The 20033-nt window shown below is 60.7% G+C and carries 15 protein-coding genes; all 15 read right to left on the bottom strand.

Annotation, left to right across the window (positions count from 1 at the left end; all coding sequences use genetic code 11):
• Positions 1-350 precede the first annotated feature (350 nt).
• Positions 351-1241 (bottom strand): FxLYD domain-containing protein, encoded by an 891-nt coding sequence (locus BREU_RS03105; RefSeq protein WP_044088265.1) that lies wholly within the window; start codon positions 1239-1241, stop codon positions 351-353.
• A complete protein-coding gene (locus BREU_RS03110) occupies positions 1238-1897 on the bottom strand; it encodes a hypothetical protein (RefSeq protein ID WP_044088266.1) in 660 nt (219 codons plus the stop codon). The genes BREU_RS03105 and BREU_RS03110 overlap by 4 nt, the downstream gene beginning before the upstream one ends.
• Positions 1898-2186: 289 nt before the next feature.
• Positions 2187-2882, bottom strand: coding sequence for an orotate phosphoribosyltransferase (gene pyrE, locus BREU_RS03115; protein ID WP_044088267.1), 696 nt, complete (start codon positions 2880-2882; stop codon positions 2187-2189).
• Between the two features lie 99 nt (positions 2883-2981).
• Entirely contained in the window at positions 2982-3956 is a 975-nt protein-coding gene (locus BREU_RS03120) for a dihydroorotate dehydrogenase (protein WP_375137542.1), read from the bottom strand.
• Positions 3944-4768: a dihydroorotate dehydrogenase electron transfer subunit gene (locus BREU_RS03125; protein ID WP_044088269.1), complete on the bottom strand. Its 825-nt coding sequence runs from the start codon at positions 4766-4768 to the stop codon at positions 3944-3946. The genes BREU_RS03120 and BREU_RS03125 overlap by 13 nt, the downstream gene beginning before the upstream one ends.
• A 22-nt stretch (positions 4769-4790) precedes the next feature.
• Positions 4791-5792: an orotidine-5'-phosphate decarboxylase gene (gene pyrF, locus BREU_RS03130; protein ID WP_044088271.1), complete on the bottom strand. Its 1002-nt coding sequence runs from the start codon at positions 5790-5792 to the stop codon at positions 4791-4793.
• 59 nt (positions 5793-5851) lie between these two features.
• The gene (locus BREU_RS03135) at positions 5852-7366 is read right to left on the bottom strand and encodes a dihydroorotase (RefSeq protein WP_044088272.1); all 1515 of its coding nucleotides are present in this window, start codon (positions 7364-7366) and stop codon (positions 5852-5854) included.
• Positions 7363-7782: an aspartate carbamoyltransferase regulatory subunit gene (locus tag BREU_RS03140; protein ID WP_044088275.1), complete on the bottom strand. Its 420-nt coding sequence runs from the start codon at positions 7780-7782 to the stop codon at positions 7363-7365. The genes BREU_RS03135 and BREU_RS03140 overlap by 4 nt, the downstream gene beginning before the upstream one ends.
• Positions 7782-8744 carry an aspartate carbamoyltransferase gene (gene pyrB, locus BREU_RS03145; protein WP_044088277.1) on the bottom strand — a complete coding sequence of 321 codons (963 nt, stop codon included), beginning with the start codon at positions 8742-8744 and terminating at the stop codon, positions 7782-7784. Before pyrB ends, BREU_RS03140 begins: the two co-directional genes overlap by 1 nt.
• A 159-nt stretch (positions 8745-8903) precedes the next feature.
• Complete coding sequence (locus tag BREU_RS03150; protein WP_044088278.1) at positions 8904-12164, bottom strand: bifunctional [glutamine synthetase] adenylyltransferase/[glutamine synthetase]-adenylyl-L-tyrosine phosphorylase; 3261 nt, start codon at positions 12162-12164, stop codon at positions 8904-8906.
• Positions 12165-12260: 96 nt separating this feature from the next.
• Positions 12261-13106 carry a methylenetetrahydrofolate reductase [NAD(P)H] gene (gene metF / locus BREU_RS03155; protein WP_044088280.1) on the bottom strand — a complete coding sequence of 282 codons (846 nt, stop codon included), beginning with the start codon at positions 13104-13106 and terminating at the stop codon, positions 12261-12263.
• Positions 13107-13219: 113 nt separating this feature from the next.
• Positions 13220-15523, bottom strand: a complete 2304-nt coding sequence (gene metE, locus BREU_RS03160) for a 5-methyltetrahydropteroyltriglutamate--homocysteine S-methyltransferase (protein ID WP_044088282.1) — start codon at positions 15521-15523, stop codon at positions 13220-13222.
• A 384-nt stretch (positions 15524-15907) separates the two neighbouring features.
• A complete protein-coding gene (locus BREU_RS03165) occupies positions 15908-16465 on the bottom strand; it encodes a SixA phosphatase family protein (protein ID WP_044088284.1) in 558 nt (185 codons plus the stop codon).
• Positions 16466-16553: 88 nt separating this feature from the next.
• Positions 16554-17633 (bottom strand): tRNA (adenine-N1)-methyltransferase, encoded by a 1080-nt coding sequence (locus BREU_RS03170; RefSeq protein ID WP_044088285.1) that lies wholly within the window; start codon positions 17631-17633, stop codon positions 16554-16556.
• An 80-nt stretch (positions 17634-17713) separates the two neighbouring features.
• Positions 17714-19993: a BREX system Lon protease-like protein BrxL gene (gene brxL / locus BREU_RS03175; protein WP_223847876.1), complete on the bottom strand. Its 2280-nt coding sequence runs from the start codon at positions 19991-19993 to the stop codon at positions 17714-17716.
• Between the last annotated feature and the right edge of the window lie 40 nt (positions 19994-20033).

Genomic DNA, 20033 nt, shown 5'->3' on the forward strand with positions numbered 1-20033 from the left:
GCTTTCGGCGGAAAAGGTGCTTCCCTCCTGACTGAGGAAGGAAGCACCTTTTCCGTATGTAGGTATACGACCGGCATACATACCACCAACATCTAGGCGGAAGAGCCACTGATATAACGCCAAACGACCGTATGTTCGCGTTCAAACGCAGGTGCCGCGAACATACGGTCTGTTATGACCATCAAAGCGGCTGTATGTTTGCGGCGTATTCGTTGAGGCGCGAACATACAGCCGCCAAGACCATTCAAAACGACCGTATGTTTGCGGCGTATTCGTTGAGGCGCGAACATACAGCCGCTTCGGGGCATTTGCAATATGGACATGCGATACGGACGTGCAATATAGACGAATCAAAACTGCTTGGTCATGACGTCGGTGCCATACCGGCCGTATTCGCTGTTGCCGTCCGACGCGGTGGCACCCCATTTCACGGGTACGAATTTCGTGCCCGTAGGATTGTTCATGGTGAGTGACCTGATAGGGCAATCCGCGTTCGGAGCGCAAGTGGCGCCGGTCTCCCCCATGGCGAAGCCGGTACCCACCACATTCCCCTGAGCATCCTCAACCTGATAATAGACGGAGAAACTCGTCAACGTATACTGCGTCTGATTGTGCACAGTGGCGGTAATGGCGAAATACGAAGACGATGACTGCGAGACATCACCGATGGCGGCGACGGACAGCTCCGGAGTTTTGTCCTGCCGCTGGACTTGTTTGATCTCTTCAAGTAGATTGCCATAGCGTTCGCGCTCTGATTTGAGCTCCTCTATCTGAGTGCCGACATCCTTGATCTGCCGCTCACGGTTCGCTATGTCCTGCTTCGACTCCTCCAAATCGCTGTTCGCCCAGGTGAGCCGTTGCGATTCCCGGATGTAGTCGGGGCTCTGCTGCACGACGACGGACTTGCCTCCCAAACCATAGGCGACCCCGCCGAGCCACACAACCACGATTAATGCGACAAGACTCACCGCCAGCTTGGCCGGTGAGGCCATATGATGTGCATCGATATGTGCCGATGCCGCGCCCTTCCCCGCCTTCTCTGCGCTATCTTCGTCCGTGTCGGCGCCATGATGCCGGATAATCCCGCGCGCAATGTGCTTTACGGCAGTGAGCCAGGAGTCCAACGCCTCGAACATAGTGTCCGCCGCGTTGTGGCCCCCTGTCGAATCATCATGGTTCAGCCATCCGGGTTCTTTGGATTCTTCCGCCTTGTGCTCGTTCTTCTTGTTGTCCTGGCTCATGGTATTGTCACCGTCTTGACGTCATCGGCGTATTGTGCGTCGATGGTTTTCGTGGAATCGGAGTCCTTACTGTCGGCGACCGTCGCGTTGAAACTGACCGGCTTGATTGTGGCACCGGAGAACCCGGCATCCTTCACCATGTCCTCCGCAACCACGGTCTTACCGGGATATACGACCACATTGGATACGTAGGCATTGCCCTCCCCATCCAATACGTTTCCGTTCGATCCGATAATGGTGTATTTGACGACTGCCCCGAGCAAGACATGACCGGTGTTGTTGCGCACAGTGAATTTCGGGTAATAATACAAATCGATACTGCCCCCGGTAGCGGCATACAGCGGGTCCTCATCCGGGCTGATGGATTCGACAATCAGGGCTGGCTTCCCTGCCTGGGCATCGCCGCCGTATTGTTCGAACACCTTCCTGTCTGCTTCCGCCTGCTTCTTCTCTTCGGCCAAATCCTCGCGCAGCTCATCCCGTTTCTTGGTGAGCTCCTTTGTCGTGCTGCGGTTGGCTTTGATCTGATTCTCGGTCTTGGTGACCTGTGATGTCACTTCCTTGTAGCTTTGGTCAGTGGTGGGATCCTTAGTGACCCGTCCCACCGCGAATGCGCCGGCAAACACCACTGCGGCGATGACTATGAATCCGACCATCAGAATGATCGGCTTTCGAGATTTGGAACCTTCCCTCATACCTCTACTCTAGTGAGGCTGGGTATTGGATACGGGCTTTGTCACCTAAAGTTCATCTCTTCCGATTCCCGACACATGCAGCGTGTCCGGACAGCGTGTCTGGAAGATATGATCATCCATAATCTCCGCGCAATCTCAACGTGATCTCAAGCCTCGCTCCCCTTTGGTAAGTATGGGTATAAAAAACGCTTCTCGAATACGAGAAGCGTTTTTTTCAATCAGTCCCTGAAAGCATGGAAGCCCGGAAGGATCAGGCACCGTACTGCTCGAGGTAGGATTCGGCACGCTGCCTGAGCTCATGGCCGAGCAGCGGGGTGCCATCGGCGTTCTTCATCTTGGCTGCGGCGTCGAAGATCTCGCGCACGTTGGCGATAGCGAGCACCGGGAAGCCGAACTCGGCCTCTACCGCCTTGACGGCGGACAGGTCGGAGTCCTTGGTCTTCTCCATGCGATCCACGGAGAGCACGAGACCCACGACCTCCACATCGGCCTCCGCCTTGAGCTTCGGAATCACTTCGCGTACAGCGGTGCCGGCGGTCATCACATCATCGACGAGTAGCACCTTCATGCCGTCCTTGAGCGGCGTGCCGACCATCCAGCCGCCATCGCCGTGGTCCTTCTTCTCCTTGCGGTCGAAGGTGTAGCCCACGGTCATGTTGTGGCGTGCGGTCAGCGCGATGGCGGTGGAGACGGCCAGAGGAATGCCTTTGTAGGCCGGCCCGAACACGGTGTCGACATCACGCGGGATGGTGTTGTGCACGATCGCCTGGCTGATCTTCTCGGCGTAGAAGGCACCGAGAGTGGCGATCTTACGGCCATCGTCGAAAGCGCCGGCGTTGATGAAGTACGGGCTCTGTCGGCCGGACTTCAGCGTGAAGTCACCGAATTTCAGCGCGTTGGATTCCAGTAGGAATTCGGTGAAGCGATGTGCGAGCGTTTCTGCCATTGTAGCTACCTCCAGGTCTTGTATAGGACGCCCAGACGGTCCGACCGCCGATTTGCCTCAGCGTTCGCCTCGACGAGGGGAATCGGCGGTCGGACCGTGTTACCTCCATGTGTTGCCTGCGGCAAGTTTAGCAGCGAGCTCGGGACGGGAGTCCAGCAGATCATCCAATTCGCGGGCAATGCGCAATGGGGCCACCGGGTCGAATAGGGCGGCAGCCCCGACTTCCACCGCATTGGCGCCGGCGTACAGGTATTCAAGCGCCTTCTCGCCGGAGTCGATGCCGCCGATGCCGATGATCGGGATGTCCGGCAGTACGGTGCGCGTACGGTAGACCGCGGCGATGCCGATGGGCAGGACTGCAGGACCGGACACGCCGCCGGTCTTGTTGGCGATGATCGGCTCACCCGTGCGGATGTTCAGGCGCATGCCGAGCACGGTGTTGATCATGCTCAGGGCGTCCGCACCGTGTTCGACTGCGGCGCGCGCAGGAACGGTGATGTCGGTGACATTCGGTGTGAGTTTGACGATGATCGGCTTGTCGGTCATCGGGCGAAGTTTATCCATCAGTGAGGAAAGTGCCACCGGGTCGGTGCCGACGCTCATGCCTCCATGGGTCACGTTCGGGCAGCTCACGTTGATTTCGAGCATATCCGCGTCGGAGTCGGCGAGCTTGGCCACCACCTGCATATAATCGTCATCGCAGTGACCGGCCACGTTGGCCACAACCAGCGCGCCTGCCTTCTTTAGCTTCGGCAGATCGTCCTCGAGATAATGGTCGACGCCGGGGTTCTGCAAGCCTACGGCATTGAGGTTCGAGGCGGGGCCTTCAGCGGTGCGTGGGCTCGGGTTGCCTTCCCACGGCACAGGCGAGCAGCCCTTGGTGCTTACCGCGCCGAGCTGACTGACATCATAGAACCAACGGACCGCGGCATACTGGAAGGTTCCGGATGCGGTTCCGACGGGATTCTTCCATTCCACGCCGGCCACTTTGGTGGAGTGCTTCCACTCGTGCGGTTCGTAGATGTTGATGTGGTTGTCGTTCTGATTGCTGTCGATCATCGTCACTCCCCCCATCCCAGTTGTTCGCGGGTGAACACAGGTCCGCCGGAGCAGACCTTGAGCCGCCCGTCCACGGTGTCCACGGTGCACAGCACGCATGTGCCGTAGCCGCATCCCATGCGCTGTTCCATGCTGAGCTGGGCCGGGATATCGCGTTCGGCGGACCAAGCGGCCACCGCCTTCATCATCGGCAATGGTCCGCAGGAGAGGATGACGGGCTTGCGGTCGTAGGCCTTGAGGTCATCACCCTGTTCGAGTTTGTTGAGCAGATCGACCACATTGCCCTCGGCGTCGTCGATGCTCCAGGACCAGTCCGCATACCGGGAGACGTATTCCTCGGCGAAATGGTCGTTGCGGTAGCCGAATACCGCAGTGGCGAACGAGGCGTCGTTCTCGGCTAGCTTCTGCGCGGCATAGATCAGCGGGGGCACGCCGAGCCCGCCGCCTACCAGGATGTAGTTGGCGTCCTCCTTGAGATTGAATCCTCGCCCCAAGGGCCCGAGCACATCCACGGTGTCGCCGGGTTCAAGTCGTGCAAGCTGTTCGGTGCCGTGGCCGATGACCGCGAATATGACGCTGACCTCGTCGCCTTCGACCTCGCTGACGCCGAACGGGCGCGGCATCAACATGAAATCGTCGTGGGTGAACAGGTTCACGAACTGTGCTGGCTTGGCGTGGGAGGCGATGAACGGGTCCCGGAAGGTCAGGCGCATGACCCTATCGGTCAGTTCACGCACGCCGGTGATCTCGACGCTGTGGCGAGGAGGAAAATAGCCTGCGGCCTGTGCTTCCGCCACCACATCATACGTTGGTGTGAATGTTGTCATTATTGATTCCTGCTCCGATCGGTCAACGGTACACGGCGAAACGAAGGGCGTCACGCATGTCGATGGCGGCTTGACGGGCGCTTTCCGCGACGAGCTCGAGCGCCTGGTCGGCGCTCATGGATTCGGAATACCTGCCGCTCTTCTTCCATGCGCCGATGATACCGCGCGAGGAGTTGACTATTGCGCCGCTGCCTGTCTCGTCGAACATGCCGGCCACGTCCTGTGCGGTGCCTCCCTGGGCGCCATAGCCTGGCACCAGGAAGAACGTGTGGGGCATACGCTTGCGCAGGGCCCGGCCCTCCTCCGGATGCGTGGCTCCCACAACGGCACCCACCCGGGAATAGCCGTGCTGGCCGCGGGTTTCGGCACCCCAGCCCTCCACGAGGTCGGCCACATGTTCATAGACCTTCGTGCCGTCGGCCAGATCTAGCATCTGCAGTTCGCTGGAGGACGGGTTGGAGGTACGCACGAGCACGAAGATGTCCTTGTCGGAAGCGACGGCAGCATCCACGAACGGGGTGATGCCGTCCGTGCCGAGATAGGGATTGACGGTGACGGCGTCCTCATGCCACGGGTCGAAGATGATGGATTCGCCGTTATCGGCGGCATCGTCGCCTGCCGCAGCATCCGCTCCCACGCCGCTCAGATGATGCGCATAGGCGGCGGCGGTGGAGCCGATGTCGCCGCGCTTGATGTCCCCCAGCACGTACAGGCCTTGCTGGGCGGCGTATTCGCAAGTCATCGTATACACGTCCACGCCTGCGGGGCCGAGCGCCTCATACATGGCGATCTGCGGCTTGACAGCGGGCACGATATCCGCGACCGCATCGATGATGGTGCGGTTGAACTCGAAATACGCCACGGCCAGTTGGGCGGCCGGAAGCTCTTCCGGGCTGTCCACCGAATCACGGACCTCTTCCGCGAAACTCGCCACCACCTGCGGTGGTACCAGAGCCTCAGTGGGGTCGAGTCCGACGACGGATGGATTCTGTACGTTGGTGATTGCTTCGATCAGACGATCCATGCTGTTCCTTTTGCGCTTTTCGTAAGTCTCCTGCTGTGAGCTGGACTTGCCGTTGTCTACTACAGGCGGCTGAACATGAACTTCGAGCCGATGATGGTGGCGAGCGGACGTCCTGTGACCTGCCACCCGCCGAACGGAGTGTTGCGGGCCTTGGAATGGAACCGTTCGGGGTCCACGGTCCATTGCTGGTCGGTGGCAAGTACCACGAGATCCACGGCAGAGGCATCGTCGATGCGGCTCAGGTCGAGCAGACGGTTCACGCCCTCACGGACGGTCTGCGACGAGTCGGCCTTCTCCTCTGCGATCACGCCATCCGGGTCATCGCCGGTGGGTGCAGGCTCGGCCCAATCTTCAACCAGCGCCGCAATATCCGTGGCATCATGGCCCATCAGGGCCTGAGGCGCAACGGACATGAGTTCGATCAGCCGTTCGTCCGAGATGTGTCCGCCGTCCACCAGCACCTTGTGGCATACGCCGTACGCGCATTCCAGTCCGATGATGCCGTTGGGAGCCTCGAGGAAGCCCTTCGCCTTTTCATCCATGGTGTGTGGCGCATGATCTGTGGCGAGCAGGTCCACAGTGCCGTCTGCGATGGCTGCGATGGTGGCCTGACGGTCGGCTTCGGAACGCAGCGGCGGGTTCATCTTGGCGAGTGTGCCGTATTCGAGCAGCGCTTCGTCGCTCAATGCGAGATAGTGCGGCGCGGTCTCGCAGGTGACCGGCAGCCCTTCGGCTTTGGCCTCGCGTATGGCCTCGAACGAGATCGCCGTGCTCACATGCTGGAAATGCACATGGATGCCGGTGCGTCGTGCGGCTTCGATGTCCCTCGCCACGATCTTCAGTTCGGTGTCTTCGGGGATGCCTGGCACGCCAAGCGCGCGGGACACCGGCCCCTCGTTGACCGCACCGGTGTCATGATGCTCGCAATGCTCGATGAGGTACAGGTCGGATGCCTTGGCATTGGCGAGCACCTGGTCGAGGATCAGTTCAGGCACCGCGGCGCCGTCGTCACTGATCGCGGTGACAGGGTGTTCGTTCATCGCCGGCGTCTTGGCGTCATCCTGGAATCCGGGCACATAGCGCAGCCAATCGGCGATATCGCTGGCCTCCGCTCCTGCACGGTCCTTGGACGCGCACACGCACAGGTCGTAACGGACCGGCAGTTTGACGTCATGCGCGGCATCGTAGTTCTGCAGGAAATCGATGACATTGGCGAAGCCGGCGTCAACCACTTCGCGCGCGCCCGGCTTGCCAGCCTCGGCGTCCGCCGTGGTGACGGCCTGCCCGTCAATTGCCGGCAAGGTGTTCGGCATGATGAGCACATTCGTATACCCGCCCGAAGCCGATGCGCGGCATCCGGAGACCATGGACTCCTTGTAGGTCTGCCCGGGATCGCGGAAATGCACATGAGGATCGGCGAAGCCGGGGGCCACCGTCAGACCGGTGGCGTCGATATCGGCACCGTCACGGACGGTATCGGTATCGGCGAAGTAGGCGTCCGCAAGGCCGGGAACCGTCAGATCGATGATCTCCCCGGTGTTCCAGACCTTGATGTTGCGTAGGGTGATGCTCACAGTTTTGCTTCCTCGTCGCAGTAGTCGCAGCGGTATTCGAGACGTTCGGAATGCACCAGATGGAACATCTGTTTGATGCCCGGTTCGGTGGTGGTCACGCAACGTGGGTTGACGCACTTGATGACGCCCACGATGTGTTCGGGCAGGCGAGGCTGCTTCTTTTCGACGATGTGTCCGCCACGGACCACGTCCACGGTGGCTTGACGGGCGACGAAGCCGAGCACATCGAGATCGATGTCCTTGTCATCCTCGATCTTGATGATGTCCTTGGTGCCGAACCGATGCGATGTGGTGTTCATGATCAGCGCAAGCTTGGTCTTGGACGGATCGATCTTCAGGTATTCCAGCACCTTCAGCGAGGTACCGGCAGGCACGTGATCGATGATGATGCCGTTTTGGATGCTGGTGACTTCCATCAGGCTTGCACCTCCTTGGAGCTGAGCGGTTCGTAACCGGGCAGGTCGTCGCCCACCACGGTGCTTTCGAGGGCCATGCGCATGAGCATGCCGTTCTTGACCTGTTCGAAGTAAGCGGCACGGGGATCGTCGTCCACTTCGACGGCAATCTCGTTGACGCGCGGCAGCGGGTGCAGCACTGCCATGTCGGGCTTGGCATGGGAGAGCTTGTCCTCGTCGAGGATGTAGGTGTCACGTAGGCGCAGATAGTCGTCTTCGTTGAAGAAGCGCTCCTTCTGCACGCGGGTCATGTACAGCACATCGAGGTCGCCGATCACGGACGCCAGGTCGCGCACCTCCACATAGGAGCAGGTCGGCGTGGCGTTGATGCGGTCTATGACATATTGCGGGGTCTTCAGCTCATCAGGACTGATGAGAATGAAACGCACGTTGCCGAAACGGCACAGGGTCTCGATCAGGGAGTGCACAGTACGGCCGAACATGAGGTCACCGCATAGGCCCACGGTCAGGTCGTTGACACGACCGAAGCGCGACTGCAGCGTGGCAAGGTCGGCCAGCGTCTGCGTGGGGTGCATGTGGCCGCCGTCGCCGGCATTGATGACTGGCACGGAGGCGGCACGGGACGCGACGAGCGCAGCGCCTTCCTTAGGATGACGGATGGCGACCACATCGACATAGTTGGAGACGGTCTTCAACGTATCGGCGATGGACTCGCCCTTGGTCACCGAAGCAAGCTGCGCGCCGGCGAAACCGATGACCTTGCCACCGAGGCGGAGCATCGCGGTCTCGAAGCTCAGACGTGTGCGGGTGGACGGCTCATAGAACAATGTGGCCAATACCCTACCCTCGCAGGTGTGTGACACCTCCTTGCGATGCGCATCGATGTACTGCGCCTTGTGCAGCAAATCCCGAATCTGTGCGATGGAGAGATCATCAAGCGAGATGACGCTTTTACCGATCATCGGCGTCTCCGCCGGCTCTTGTGGAGTTGACACGGCTCACCTTTCGTGCGAGAAGCGGATAAGGTGGCCACTAATGTGACCTCTCCGACTATAGACCATTTTCAGGACGCCCGCAGGACCCTGCCGTCACCCGCGCGTCCACCCCACGTTCATATTGCGTCAACGCTGGGCGCGGCGGCGGTTAGCCTCCAATCTCGGCGCTATGACGTGCATGCGAGGCTTCGCCGGCTTCTGCGCACCGGCGGAACCGGTCGTACCGCCCGCTGCTCCTGAGCGACCACCGACCATCGAACCGGACCCCGAGGAATAATCATCCTCGACCTGCCCGTAGAACAGGCGCTGGCACACGTCACGGCATTTGCGCATCACGGCGAGCAGATCGTTTTCGAAATGCTGGCCACGGTGTGCTCCATAGCCCAGATATACGGCGATGCCTCCAAGCGAATAGATGTCGTCCGGAAGGATATCCGCCTGGTTGGCGCGCCCGGACCACAGGTAGTTGCCGTTGCGCGCCGCGGTGCATGTCGTCCATGCCTTGCGAAGCTGCATGGCGTCCATCGGGCTGACCAGCTTCTTGGTCTCCAGCACGTCCAGAGCCTCGAGCGTGCCATTGACCCGCAGGTCCTTGATGGTTCCGGCATGTTGGAGCTGCAGCAGTTGCACGGTCCATTCCACGTCGGAAAGTCCGCCTTTGCCGAGTTTCAGATGACGCTCACGACGTACGCCGCGCGGCAATCGTTCGGCTTCCATACGGGCTTTGAGCTTGCGTATGCTCTGCAGTTCGGCGTCACTCAGCTCCTGCGTCGGGTAACGCAGCGGGTCTGCGATGTTGATGAGAAAATCACGCGCCAGTTCGGCGTCCCCCGCCGCATAGCGGGCACGCAGCAATGCCTGATGCTCCCATGTGGATGCCCAGGACCCGTAATACTCCTCGCATGAGGCGTAGGAGCGGATGATCGGCCCGTTCTTGCCTTCCGGCCGCAGGTCCAGATCGAGTTCGATCTTCGGCTCGAATGTGGTGGGGCCCTGAAGAATGTTGCGCAGATCCTCCACGACCTTCTTGGCGAAGGTGTTGGCCTGGGTGTCTTCGGCTCCATCGGTCGGACGGTAGATCAGAATCGCGTCGGCATCGGAGCTGAAGTTCACTTCACACCCGCCGTAGCGGCCCATTGCGATCACCGTGATATCCGCCGGCGCATGGTCCAAGCCGAACACTTCGGTCTGATGGCGTATCGACCAATTCAGCGATGCGTCGATAATGGCGTCGTACACGTCGGTCATCGCCTTCAGGCTTGTCCCGTCATCCATGACGCCGCTCATCCACGCCAATCCGATGCGCTCGATCTCATGGCGGCGCATGGCTCGCACCGAATTGGCGAACTCGTTCATGCTGGCGCTGAACCGTTCGAGCGCGGAGTTGGTCTGCACGTCCAGCGCCTCGCGGGTGCGCGCCTGAAGATTGCCGTCATCGCCGAGCCAGCTGATGGACTCCACGGATTTGTTGAGCGCATCACCAAGGAATCGCGAATTCGACAGCACGTGGCAGAGGCGCTGTGCGGCGGAGGTGGAATCGCGCAGGAATCCAAGATAGCCGGATTCAGTGCCGAAGTTCTCTTCCAGCTTGCGCCAGTTCAGCAAACCCATGTCGGGATTCTGGCCGTCACCGAGCCATTGCAGCACGGCAGGCAGAATGATGCGGTTGATTTTCGCCGCCCGGCCCACGCCTGCGGTAAGCGCCTGCACGTGGCGGATGGCGGCATCCGGGTCTCCGAAGCCAATGGAGGCGAAACGCTCCTGTGCCGCCGCCACGCTCAGCGTGATCTGGTCATCCTCGAGTTGTGCATTGACCGGCAGCATCGGACGGTAATAGATGTCCAGATGCAGGTGACGCACCTCGCGTCGCGTATCGTCGTACTTGTCCACAAGCTGTTCGGGATGCAGCCCGAATGCACGGGCGAGGCGGCGCAGCTCCTGGTTCCGGTTGAGCTCGTCGACGTCGATGTCCCGCTTCTTCTCCAGTCCGCCCACCGAGGCGCGGCCGAGGTCGGGGAACAGATGCGTGCGCTTGAGTGACCATATCTGCTGGCGATGCTCCATCACACGCTCGAATCGGTAATCCTGGGACATGCGCGCGGCTTGTTTGCGGGAAATATATCCACCTTCGGACAGTCGTTGCAGCGAGTCGAGAGTGTTGCTGGTGCGCAGCGTTTCATCGGTGCGTCCATGCACCAGCTGGAGCATCTGCACAGTGAATTCGACATCGCGCAGGCCACCGCGGCCCAACTTGATCTCCCGGTCCTTCAACGGCGCCGGAATCAGGTCCTCGACTCGCTTGCGCATCTTCTGGCAATCGTAGACGAAGTTCTTGCGCTTGGACGCGCTCCAGACGAACGGACGGGTCATGGCCATGTACGCCTGGCCGAGTTCCGGGTCACCGGCCACAGGACGGGCCTTCAGCAGCGCCTGGAACTCCCAGTTCTCGGCCCATTGCTCGTAATAGTTCTTGTGCGATTCGAGCACTCGCACCAGCTGGCCGTCCTTGCCTTCGGGTCGCAGACCCCCATCGATCTGCCACAATGGCTGCTCTGCGACTCCCATGATCGTGGACTGGCATACGCGTTGCAGCATAGTGCCCATTTTGGTGCCGACGCGAATCAGCGTCTGATGGTCGACGTCTTTGCCCGCCGGCTCCACCACATAGATAAGATCCACATCGGATACGTAGTTCAGTTCCTGCGCTCCAAGCTTTCCCATACCGATGATGGTGAAGCGAACCTGATCGCTGCCTTCCACTTCGTGTCGGGCGATGGCCAACGCCCCTTCCAACGCCGCGTCGGCAAGATCGGACAGCTCATGGCTGATGATGGGCTGGATGGCCGTGGGATTCTCCGCAACCGCATCTTGGGCGATGATGGCGGCGAGCTGGCGACGGTAGGCGGCACGCAGGGCAGTCGCCGCCTCGGCCAAGTCCTTGGAGGCCGTTGGATGTGCGGCATCGTCGGGATCGGCGCCCACCGCCTTGAGCAGTCGCATGCGCCGCTGTGCATGGTTGAACAGGTGGCTGTTGCATTCGTCGGTGGCTGCCGCAGCAACGAGATCGGGCCTGAAACGCATGAATTTGCCCATGGCGTCGGACACGCCCAGCACGGTGACGAGGCGTTTGAGGGCCGCACCGTCGGGAATCACCTGTTCGAGGTCTCGGCCCGAGGATTGCATGGCGTTGACGATGTCCACAAAATTGCTCAAAGCCACATCGGGATCGCATGCATGGGATAGATATCCGAGCAGCTCGGAGCACTGGGCATCGTCAATGCCGTCCACCTTGAGCTGATGGAACAGGTCGCGGGCTTTGTCCAGGTCCTGTATGCCGGCACGGATAAGCGCCATCGAGCTGAGCGTAAACGTCGTCACTGCATCCATAAGGCACCACTATATACCGTGGGCGACGGTCCGCCCGTTATTGTCTTGGTTCCCGCAGACCGGCACCTTCATGGCCGCAGCGAAGACGGCGCAGAACTATTCGCTGAAGAGCGGCTGCACGTTTCGCCAGATGCGGCGGGTGGTCGCGGGGTGGTTCATCGAATACAGGTGGATGCCGTCCACGCCGTGTGCCACGAGGTCGGTGATCTGTTCGGAGGCGTAGGCGATGCCGGCCGCGCGCATGGCTTCGGCGTCGCCCTCCCAACGGTCCAGCATCACGGCCAGATGGTCGGGGATGCGAGAAGCGTTGCGTTCGGCCATGCGGCGGACGGACTTGGCGCCGCGAACCGGCATGATGCCCGCCTCGATGGGCACGTCGATGCCGGCCGCATGGGCCTTGTCGAGGAACCGGTAGAAGTCGTCGTTGTCGTAGAAGAGCTGGGAGATCAGGTGGGTGACGCCAGCATCCACCTTGGTCTTCAGGTTGACGATGTCCTCGTCGAGCGAGGAGGACTGATAGTGGCCTTCCGGATAGCACGCGCCGAACACCTTGATCTCGGGCTTGCGTTCGCGGATGTAGGCGACGAGGTCGCTGGCGTGTTCGAAGACGCCGACCGGCTCCTCCCCCTCGATGTAGTCGCCGCGCAGGGCGAGCACGGCCTGGACGCCTGCCTGTTCAAACATGTCGAGCGCTTCGTCCACCTTGTTCCGATCGGAATAGAGCGCTGTCAGATGGGCCACTGCCGGGATGCCGTATTCGTTGCGGATGGTGTTGGCGATGCGGGCGGTGGCGGTTCGGTCCGTGTGGGTGCCGTGCCCGTAGGTCACTGAGATGAAGTCCGGCTCCAGCCCCTCGAGGCCGTCAAGCGTGTCATAGATCGTTCCCACAGGCGCGTTCCTTTTCGGCGGGAACACTTCCAATGAAAACATGGGCGTATGCATATTAGCTTCCTTACACGCATTATGGTTCCCCTCACTGAGGGGAACCATCACAACGAATCAACAACCGCAAGCGCTGGCTATCGGCTCCCTCTGATGAGAGAGCCGAATAAGGACTACTTCTCCAGCTTGGCGCGCACGGCCTTGGCTGCGGCGACCAAGTGCTCGAGGCTCGGCCAGGTCTCGGCGTTGCCGCGGGTCTTCAGACCGCAGTCCGGGTTGATCCACACCTTCTCGACGTTCATCTTCTTGAGGATTTCGTAGATGCGGTCCTCAATCTCCTGCTCGGAGGGGATGCGCGGCGAGTGGATGTCGTAGACGCCCGGACCGGCTTCGGTCTCGAAGTGGGCATCGTGGATGGCGTCGAGCACCACCAGATCGCCGCGGGAGGCTTCGAAGGAGATCACGTCGGCGTCCATCGCGTCGATGTCGCGGATGATGTCGTTGAACTCGGAGTAGCACATGTGCGTGTGAATCTGCGTGGTGGGCTTGACGGCGGAGTGCACCAGACGGAAGGCGGGCACTGCCCAGTCGAGGTACTTCACATGCCAGTCGGACTTCCTCAGCGGCAGCTTCTCGCGCAGTGCTGCCTCGTCGATCTGGATGACCTTGATGCCGGCTGCCTCGAGGTCGAGCACCTCGTCACGGATGGCGAGAGCCAGCTGCTTGGTCTGCTCCTCATGGGTGATGTCCTCGCGCGGCCAGGACCAGTTGAGGATGGTCACCGGGCCGGTGAGCATGCCCTTCATCACGTGCTCGGTGCGGGACTGTGCGTATGCGGACCATTCGACGGTGATCGGCTTGGCGCGGGAGACGTCACCCCAGACGATCGGAGGCTTGACGCAACGGGTGCCGTAGGACTGCACCCAGGCGTTCTTAGTGAACAGGAAGCCGTTGAGGTTCTGGCCGAAGTATTCGACCATGTCGTTGCGTTCGAATTCGCCGTGGACCAGCACGTCCAGGCCGATCTCCTCCTGATGCTTGATGCAGGCGTCGATCTGGGCCTTGATGAACTCGTCGTAGGCTTCCTTGGTGATCTCACCCTTGCGCAGCTTGGCGCGCTCGGCGCGAACTTCCTTGGACTGGGGGAAGGAACCGATGGTGGTGGTGGGCAGCAGCGGCAGGCCAAGGGCCTCACGCTGCAGCTTCTGACGCTCCTCGCGGGCCGGCTGGCGCACGAAATCGTCTGCGGTGAGCCCGGCCACGCGCTCGGCGACGGCGGGATCGGCGGCCACGCGGGTGCCGTCGAACAGGGCCTGGTTGGCAGCGAGGGCGGCGGACGCCTTCTTCTCGTCCTCGGTAGCATCGGCGAGGACGGCCACCTCCTTGAGCTCATCGAGCTTCTCGACGGCGAAAGCGAAGTGCTTGAGATCCTCGGCGGGGATGCCGGTCTCGCCTTCGGTGCTGAACGGCACGTGCAGCAGCGAGGATGCGGTGGAGACGGCCACATTGGCGGTGACCTGCTTGATGGCGTCCACCAGGCCGAGCGAGGTGGCGTAATTGTTGCGCCAGATGTTGCGGCCGTTGATCACGCCGGCGAAGATGGTGGTCTCGGAAGCGACGCCGTACTTGGACACGGCTTCGAGATTCTCCTCGCGGCCCTCGTTGAGGTCGAGGCCGATGCCGTCGAAGCCGAGGAGGTTCACGGTCTCGTAGATGTCGGCGATATGGCCGAAGTAGGTGTTGAGGAGCACCTTGACGCCGGCCTTGGCGGCCAGGATCTTGGTGTAGAGGCTCTTGAAGAGCTCCACGTCGCCGGGTTCCTTGTCGAGCACGAGATACGGCTCGTCAAGCTGCAGCCACTGGGCGCCCAGCTCGTTGAACTTGCCAAGCACCTCGGCGTAGACGGCGGCCACGGCGTTGACCAGGCCCTTGTCGTACTCGAGCTTCTGCGCGTTGGCGCCACGGGCGAGCTTGAGGAAGGTGTACGGGCCGATGAGCACCGGCTTGGTGAGGACGCCGAGCGCCTTGGCCTCGTTGAACTCATCGAACGGCTTGGTGGAGTTGAGCTTGATCCCCTCGCTCGATTCCAGTTCGGGAACGATGTAGTGATAGTTGGTGGTGAACCACTTCTTCATCGGCAGTGCGGTGACGTCGCCCTTGTCGCCCTGATAGCCGCGCGCCATGGAGAACAGCGTGTCCTCCTGGTTCTCGAAGGCCAGACGCTCGTAACGCTTCGGGATGACGTTGAGGAGGATGGCGGTGTCCAGCAGCTGGTCGAAGTAGCTGAAATCATTGCTTGGAATCAGATCGATTCCGGCGTTCTGCTGGAGCTTCCAGTGCTTGGCGCGCAGTTCGGCCGCCGTGGCCTTTACCGCCGCCAGGTCGTTGGCGCCCTTCCAATAGCCTTCGATGATCTTCTTCAGTTCGCGGTTCTGCCCGATGCGGGGGAATCCGGAGACGGAAGTGAGAGTGGACATGAATCCTCCAATAGTTGCGTTCGTAACCCGACTCAGGCTATCAAACCATCGGCCATGAGGACCCATAAGAACGTTTTGAGTGTCGTTATAGCTGAAATTTATAGGCGCTAAGGATATACCCCATAAGGGTATCCCCACATACTACGAGGGCAAGAAGCTGGTGGCTCGTATCGCAATCGTCTAAGCGGTATTGGCCTCTGATGGGACGTTGCCGTGAAGCAAACAGCGGAGCTGTTTGTAGGCAACGTGCGAGCCGACAGGCGAGCCAGCAGGCTGCGCGCAGAGCGCGTCCATGATTGCAGAACGGGCTGGCTGCGAAGTCGACTGGAGGAGAGACATCTGCAATACGCGATAATTAGTGACGCAGAATACTGGGAAGAGGAATCAGTCGAAGTCCTTCACGTTGATTACGGCAAGCAGGTCTCCGCTGTGCACCTGCCATTCATCGAACGGCTTGTCTGAGCCGAGAACCACAATCGCGGCCGGGGCGAGACCAAGGTTGAGCAGGTCGAGGCGCTCCGCATCCGAATCCGAGGACGACAGCCATTGCGAGGCGATGGACACGGTGGGCTCGTGGCCTACGATCATGAACACGCGCTGCTTGGGCTTGACGTGCGCAAGCTCGTCGAATATGGCCTGAACCCCGCCTTCATACAGATTGATGCGGTAATCCACGATGGGCCCGTCGCCGAAGACCTTCAGCATACGGTCCAAGGTCTGACGGGCGCGGGTCACCGCCGAGCAGGAGATCTGATCGGGTCTCAGGCCGAGCTCCTCGATGCCTTTGGCGACCGCCTTCGCCTGCTTGAGGCCTTTTTCGGTCAGTTCGCGTTCGGCGTCGTCACTACCTCCGAACGGCTCGGCCTTGGCATGCCTCATGACGATGAGGATGTGCTTGTATTTCTTGGCTGCCTTGGCCACCTTGCTCAGCTTGATGCCCATTGTTATGCTCCCCTTCCGGATATGCGTAGCTCACAACAAACATTGAGAAAAACTATTATACGCTTGATGTGAGCGTTCACATAATCGTTCAGGCAGCCTCGTCACCAAGCTTGTGCAATTCGTTCACCTGACGATCCAAGTCGCGCAGCACCTTGCGCAGCTTGTGGTCGGAGATGTCGCGCAGCTCCAGCTCCTCGATCTGCGCTTCGCGCTGCTCGTCCGTCATGGCGTCGATGTCGGTAACCGTGTCCTTGGAGTACCGCTCGCGTTTCTTCAACGCGGCGAATCCGGGTGCCATGGCACGCGAGACCACCAGGAAACCGGTGTGTCCGATCATCTGATGATCCGGGCGGACGGCCAGACCCTGCGCCTTCCACGTGCGCTCGAGGGTCTCCTCGATCTGCGGCTCGGTCCAGCAGCCCGCGTCACGCAGGGTCTCGGCCAGTCGGCTCATCTGCGTGGTGGTGGTGATGTAGCACACCAGCACGCCGCCGGGCGCGATCGCACGGTACGCCTGCTCCAGTCGGTTCCACGGGTCGAGCATGTCGAGCATGACACGGTCGAACCAGTGTTCGGGCAGCGAGGCTGCCACGGTGTCGAAGTCGCCGGTCTTCAGGTCCCACCATGCCGGCTCTTCGCCGTAGTAGAGCGTGGCGTTGGCCTTGGCCACGCGCGCGAACTCAGGCCGCAGCTCGATGGTGGTCACATGGCCGCCCTCCCCCACGGCGTCCAGCAGGTTCACGCTCATGGCACCCGAACCGGCGCCCGATTCCAGCACACGCATGCCGGACCGGATGTCGCCGAGCTGAATCACCTGGGCGATGTCCTTCGGGTACATGATCTGCGCGCCGCGTGGCATGGAGAGCACATAATCGGCGAGGCGCGGGCGCATGGCCGCATAGTCCCATCCGCCGATTGCGCGCGACGACTTCCACGGCTTGTTCCTGTCCTTCTCCGGATAGACCTGATTGACCTGCGCCTCGCGCTTGGCATGCACCGTGGTAATCACCGCGCCCTCGGTGTTGCCGATCACGTCATCATGCAGGATAAGCCCATGCTCGGTCTGCGTGGAGCCTCCCGGCACCAGCTGGTCGGTGATCTTCTTGCCCTTGCGATCGGTGAACTGCACCTTCTCGCCCGCCTGGAACGGTCCCCGCCTCGGATTCATGGGTCTCCTTCACTCGTACGTGTCGGACGCCATGATGACACAAGTCCACCCGCCCGGCATACTCAACAGCTCAAACCGTATCAGTGTAATGCATGAGGTTCCGCGGATCGGTCACGCTGATAGATGACGTTGAATTCCTTGACCTTGCGCAGCTGCTGCTTGCGTGCCATAGGACTCAGCCAGGAGGCGTCGTATTGCTGGAAAATGTCAAGACCGCGTCCGAGCGTGACGATCCACCCTGTATCACTCTCGATGTAACGGTCGTGAGCGGTGTCGCTGAACTCGTAGGTAACGATGATGCCCAGCTGTCCGAAAGCATCCCGCACCTGGTTCAGGGACGCTATCTGATTGTCGATATGCTGGTCATCCGCGTGCTTGGTTACGAGATGAACGTGCACCTCTTCGGTCCGCTCGGTGTAGTTGAACACTGTTTCAAGGAATTCTGCGTAATTGCGAATCTGATAAAACAGTCGGATGTACGGGTCCACGATGGTGATGTTGCGCGCACCGGCAACGAATGCGCCAAAGAGTTTGTCATAAGTGACTCCGCGCTGATCTTCGGCATACGAGAGGCGGCCTTCCCGGGCGGCCGCAGCGGCACGTTCGATTCGGTTGAGCTTCGGCTGCGTGGCCGGTTCGGGTGACTGCTGCGTTGTGACAGACGCCGCTTCTACCGCCACGGTCTGGGTAGATCGCCCGGATCGTTCGGCATCCGTGGACTTGCCGGCAGGCTCGCCGATTCGCTCGGCCGGCTCACCGGCAGCTGACGACGGCTCTTCGGCATCATCCGACCGGTGATGCCCGTCCCTCCAATACAGTTCCGGATACTCGATCTCCTCCAACGTCTGTACCGCAGTTGGCTCCGCGGCCCCTACACGCGTGTAGCTGAAGTCGACCTCGGCCATGGTGGAGTCGATGCGGCACAGTTGGTCCTTGACCCGCTTGCGTCCTTCGATGGCGCAACGCAACAGCGGCTCCATCTCGTCCATCGTCGCCTCGCCGGACGGGTAGATGAGCTTCATCAGGCCGGAGAAGGTCTTGCGCACGCCGTCCTTGTCGCGTGTGGAAAGCGTGGGCGACAGTGTGAAATACCGCTCGAACGCCGAACCGTAGTCCACGTTGCGCAGGTTGTGCAGGATCTCGGCCAGATAGTCCACCACGAAGCCGTAACCGCGTGTGAACATCTCGGAGCGGATCTGCTCGAACTCCCAGCCGGGCAGGTAGTAGTGGATGCGGTCGAGGAACGCCGGATCGTGGTATTGTGCCGGCAGCTCCTCGAACAGATCGGAGTTCTTGAGCATGTACGGCACGTTGTGGGAGGTGTTGCCGACGAACACCATGGACGCTTCGGCCTGCATAGTGTTGCGTCCGCGTGAGAACGATTTGTTGGCCATGTAGTTCTTCATGATGTCCACGAGCGCCCGGTCGGCCTTTTTGGTCTTCCCGGCGAACTCGTCGAACGCCACGGTGTCCCAGTAGCCGACCAGACCGATCTGCCCGCTCGTATTGTTGACGAACAGCTTCGCGGCCGTCACCTCACCGCCGGAGATGAGCATGCCATGCGGGGAGAATTCCGAATAGATATGCGATTTACCTGTGCCCTTAGGGCCGAGCTCGATGAGATTGTAGTTGCGCTCCACGAAGGGAATCATGCGCACGAGATGCAGCAGCTTCGCCCGTTTGCCGAACAGGTCAGGATTGAATCCGACCGACTGCATAAGCAGGTCGATCCACTCGTCGGCGGTGAATTTCTCACGCATGGCGAGGTAGTTCTCCCTGTCGTCGTGGGACATCTGCACAGGCATGAGCCGCTGCAGACGCCAAGGCACGTCCTTCGAGTCGCCGGAGTAGGCATAGACCAGCGCGCACATGCACCAGATGCCGGTGACCATGAGCTTCGGGTTGTTTTTGACGGTCTGCGAGTCGACTACAACGCGGCTGATGCCGAGGTTCTCGAACGTGGCCTCATACTGGTCAAGCCTCTCGTTGAGCGCCACCTGCACCTTGTCGATGACGTTGTACCGTCCCTTTTCACGGATCTTCGACTGGATGAGGTTGGCTTCCTCGCGGTGCACATAGTTGTCCGCGAGAGTGGCCCGGACACGGTCCACACCGGCCTGCACGCTGATCTCGTCGGTGGTGGTCACGTGTTTTCCAAGCAGGTATTCCAGCACATATGAGGGCACGAGGGCGTTGCCCTTGACCTTGCTGACCAGGTCCTTGCGCACCGTGTAATCGGCGAATTCAGCAGTCACCTTGCGGTCGAGGTCGTTCATCACGGGAATTTCGTTCGCCGCAGTCTCCTCAGGCTCGCCCGAATCCTTATCCATTGTCTTTTCCATATGCTCTTCGTCTGCCATGTTCCCACCTTACCTGTATGCCCATCCCTCGTGGCTCCCT

Origin of the sequence: Bifidobacterium reuteri DSM 23975 (assembly GCF_000741695.1) — a bacterium.
Lineage (GTDB): Bacteria > Actinomycetota > Actinomycetes > Actinomycetales > Bifidobacteriaceae > Bifidobacterium > Bifidobacterium reuteri.

Excerpts from the sequence above, each read along its gene's own strand:
- BREU_RS03125 (WP_044088269.1), bottom strand. The coding sequence starts at position 4,768 with ATGACAACATTCACACCAACGTATGATGTGGTGGCGGAAGCACAGGCC.
- BREU_RS03150 (WP_044088278.1), bottom strand. The coding sequence starts at position 12,164 with ATGGATGCAGTGACGACGTTTACGCTCAGCTCGATGGCGCTTATCCGT.
- metF (WP_044088280.1), bottom strand. The coding sequence starts at position 13,106 with ATGCATACGCCCATGTTTTCATTGGAAGTGTTCCCGCCGAAAAGGAAC.
- brxL (WP_223847876.1), bottom strand. The coding sequence starts at position 19,993 with ATGGCAGACGAAGAGCATATGGAAAAGACAATGGATAAGGATTCGGGC.
- BREU_RS03165 (WP_044088284.1), bottom strand. The coding sequence starts at position 16,465 with ATGGGCATCAAGCTGAGCAAGGTGGCCAAGGCAGCCAAGAAATACAAG.
- pyrF (WP_044088271.1), bottom strand. The coding sequence starts at position 5,792 with ATGGATCGTCTGATCGAAGCAATCACCAACGTACAGAATCCATCCGTC.
- BREU_RS03105 (WP_044088265.1), bottom strand. The coding sequence starts at position 1,241 with ATGAGCCAGGACAACAAGAAGAACGAGCACAAGGCGGAAGAATCCAAA.
- BREU_RS03110 (WP_044088266.1), bottom strand. The coding sequence starts at position 1,897 with ATGGTCGGATTCATAGTCATCGCCGCAGTGGTGTTTGCCGGCGCATTC.
- BREU_RS03140 (WP_044088275.1), bottom strand. The coding sequence starts at position 7,782 with ATGGAAGTCACCAGCATCCAAAACGGCATCATCATCGATCACGTGCCT.
- BREU_RS03120 (WP_375137542.1), bottom strand. The coding sequence starts at position 3,956 with ATGGGGGGAGTGACGATGATCGACAGCAATCAGAACGACAACCACATC.
- metE (WP_044088282.1), bottom strand. The coding sequence starts at position 15,523 with ATGTCCACTCTCACTTCCGTCTCCGGATTCCCCCGCATCGGGCAGAAC.
- BREU_RS03170 (WP_044088285.1), bottom strand. The coding sequence starts at position 17,633 with ATGAATCCGAGGCGGGGACCGTTCCAGGCGGGCGAGAAGGTGCAGTTC.
- pyrB (WP_044088277.1), bottom strand. The coding sequence starts at position 8,744 with ATGATCGGTAAAAGCGTCATCTCGCTTGATGATCTCTCCATCGCACAG.
- pyrE (WP_044088267.1), bottom strand. The coding sequence starts at position 2,882 with ATGGCAGAAACGCTCGCACATCGCTTCACCGAATTCCTACTGGAATCC.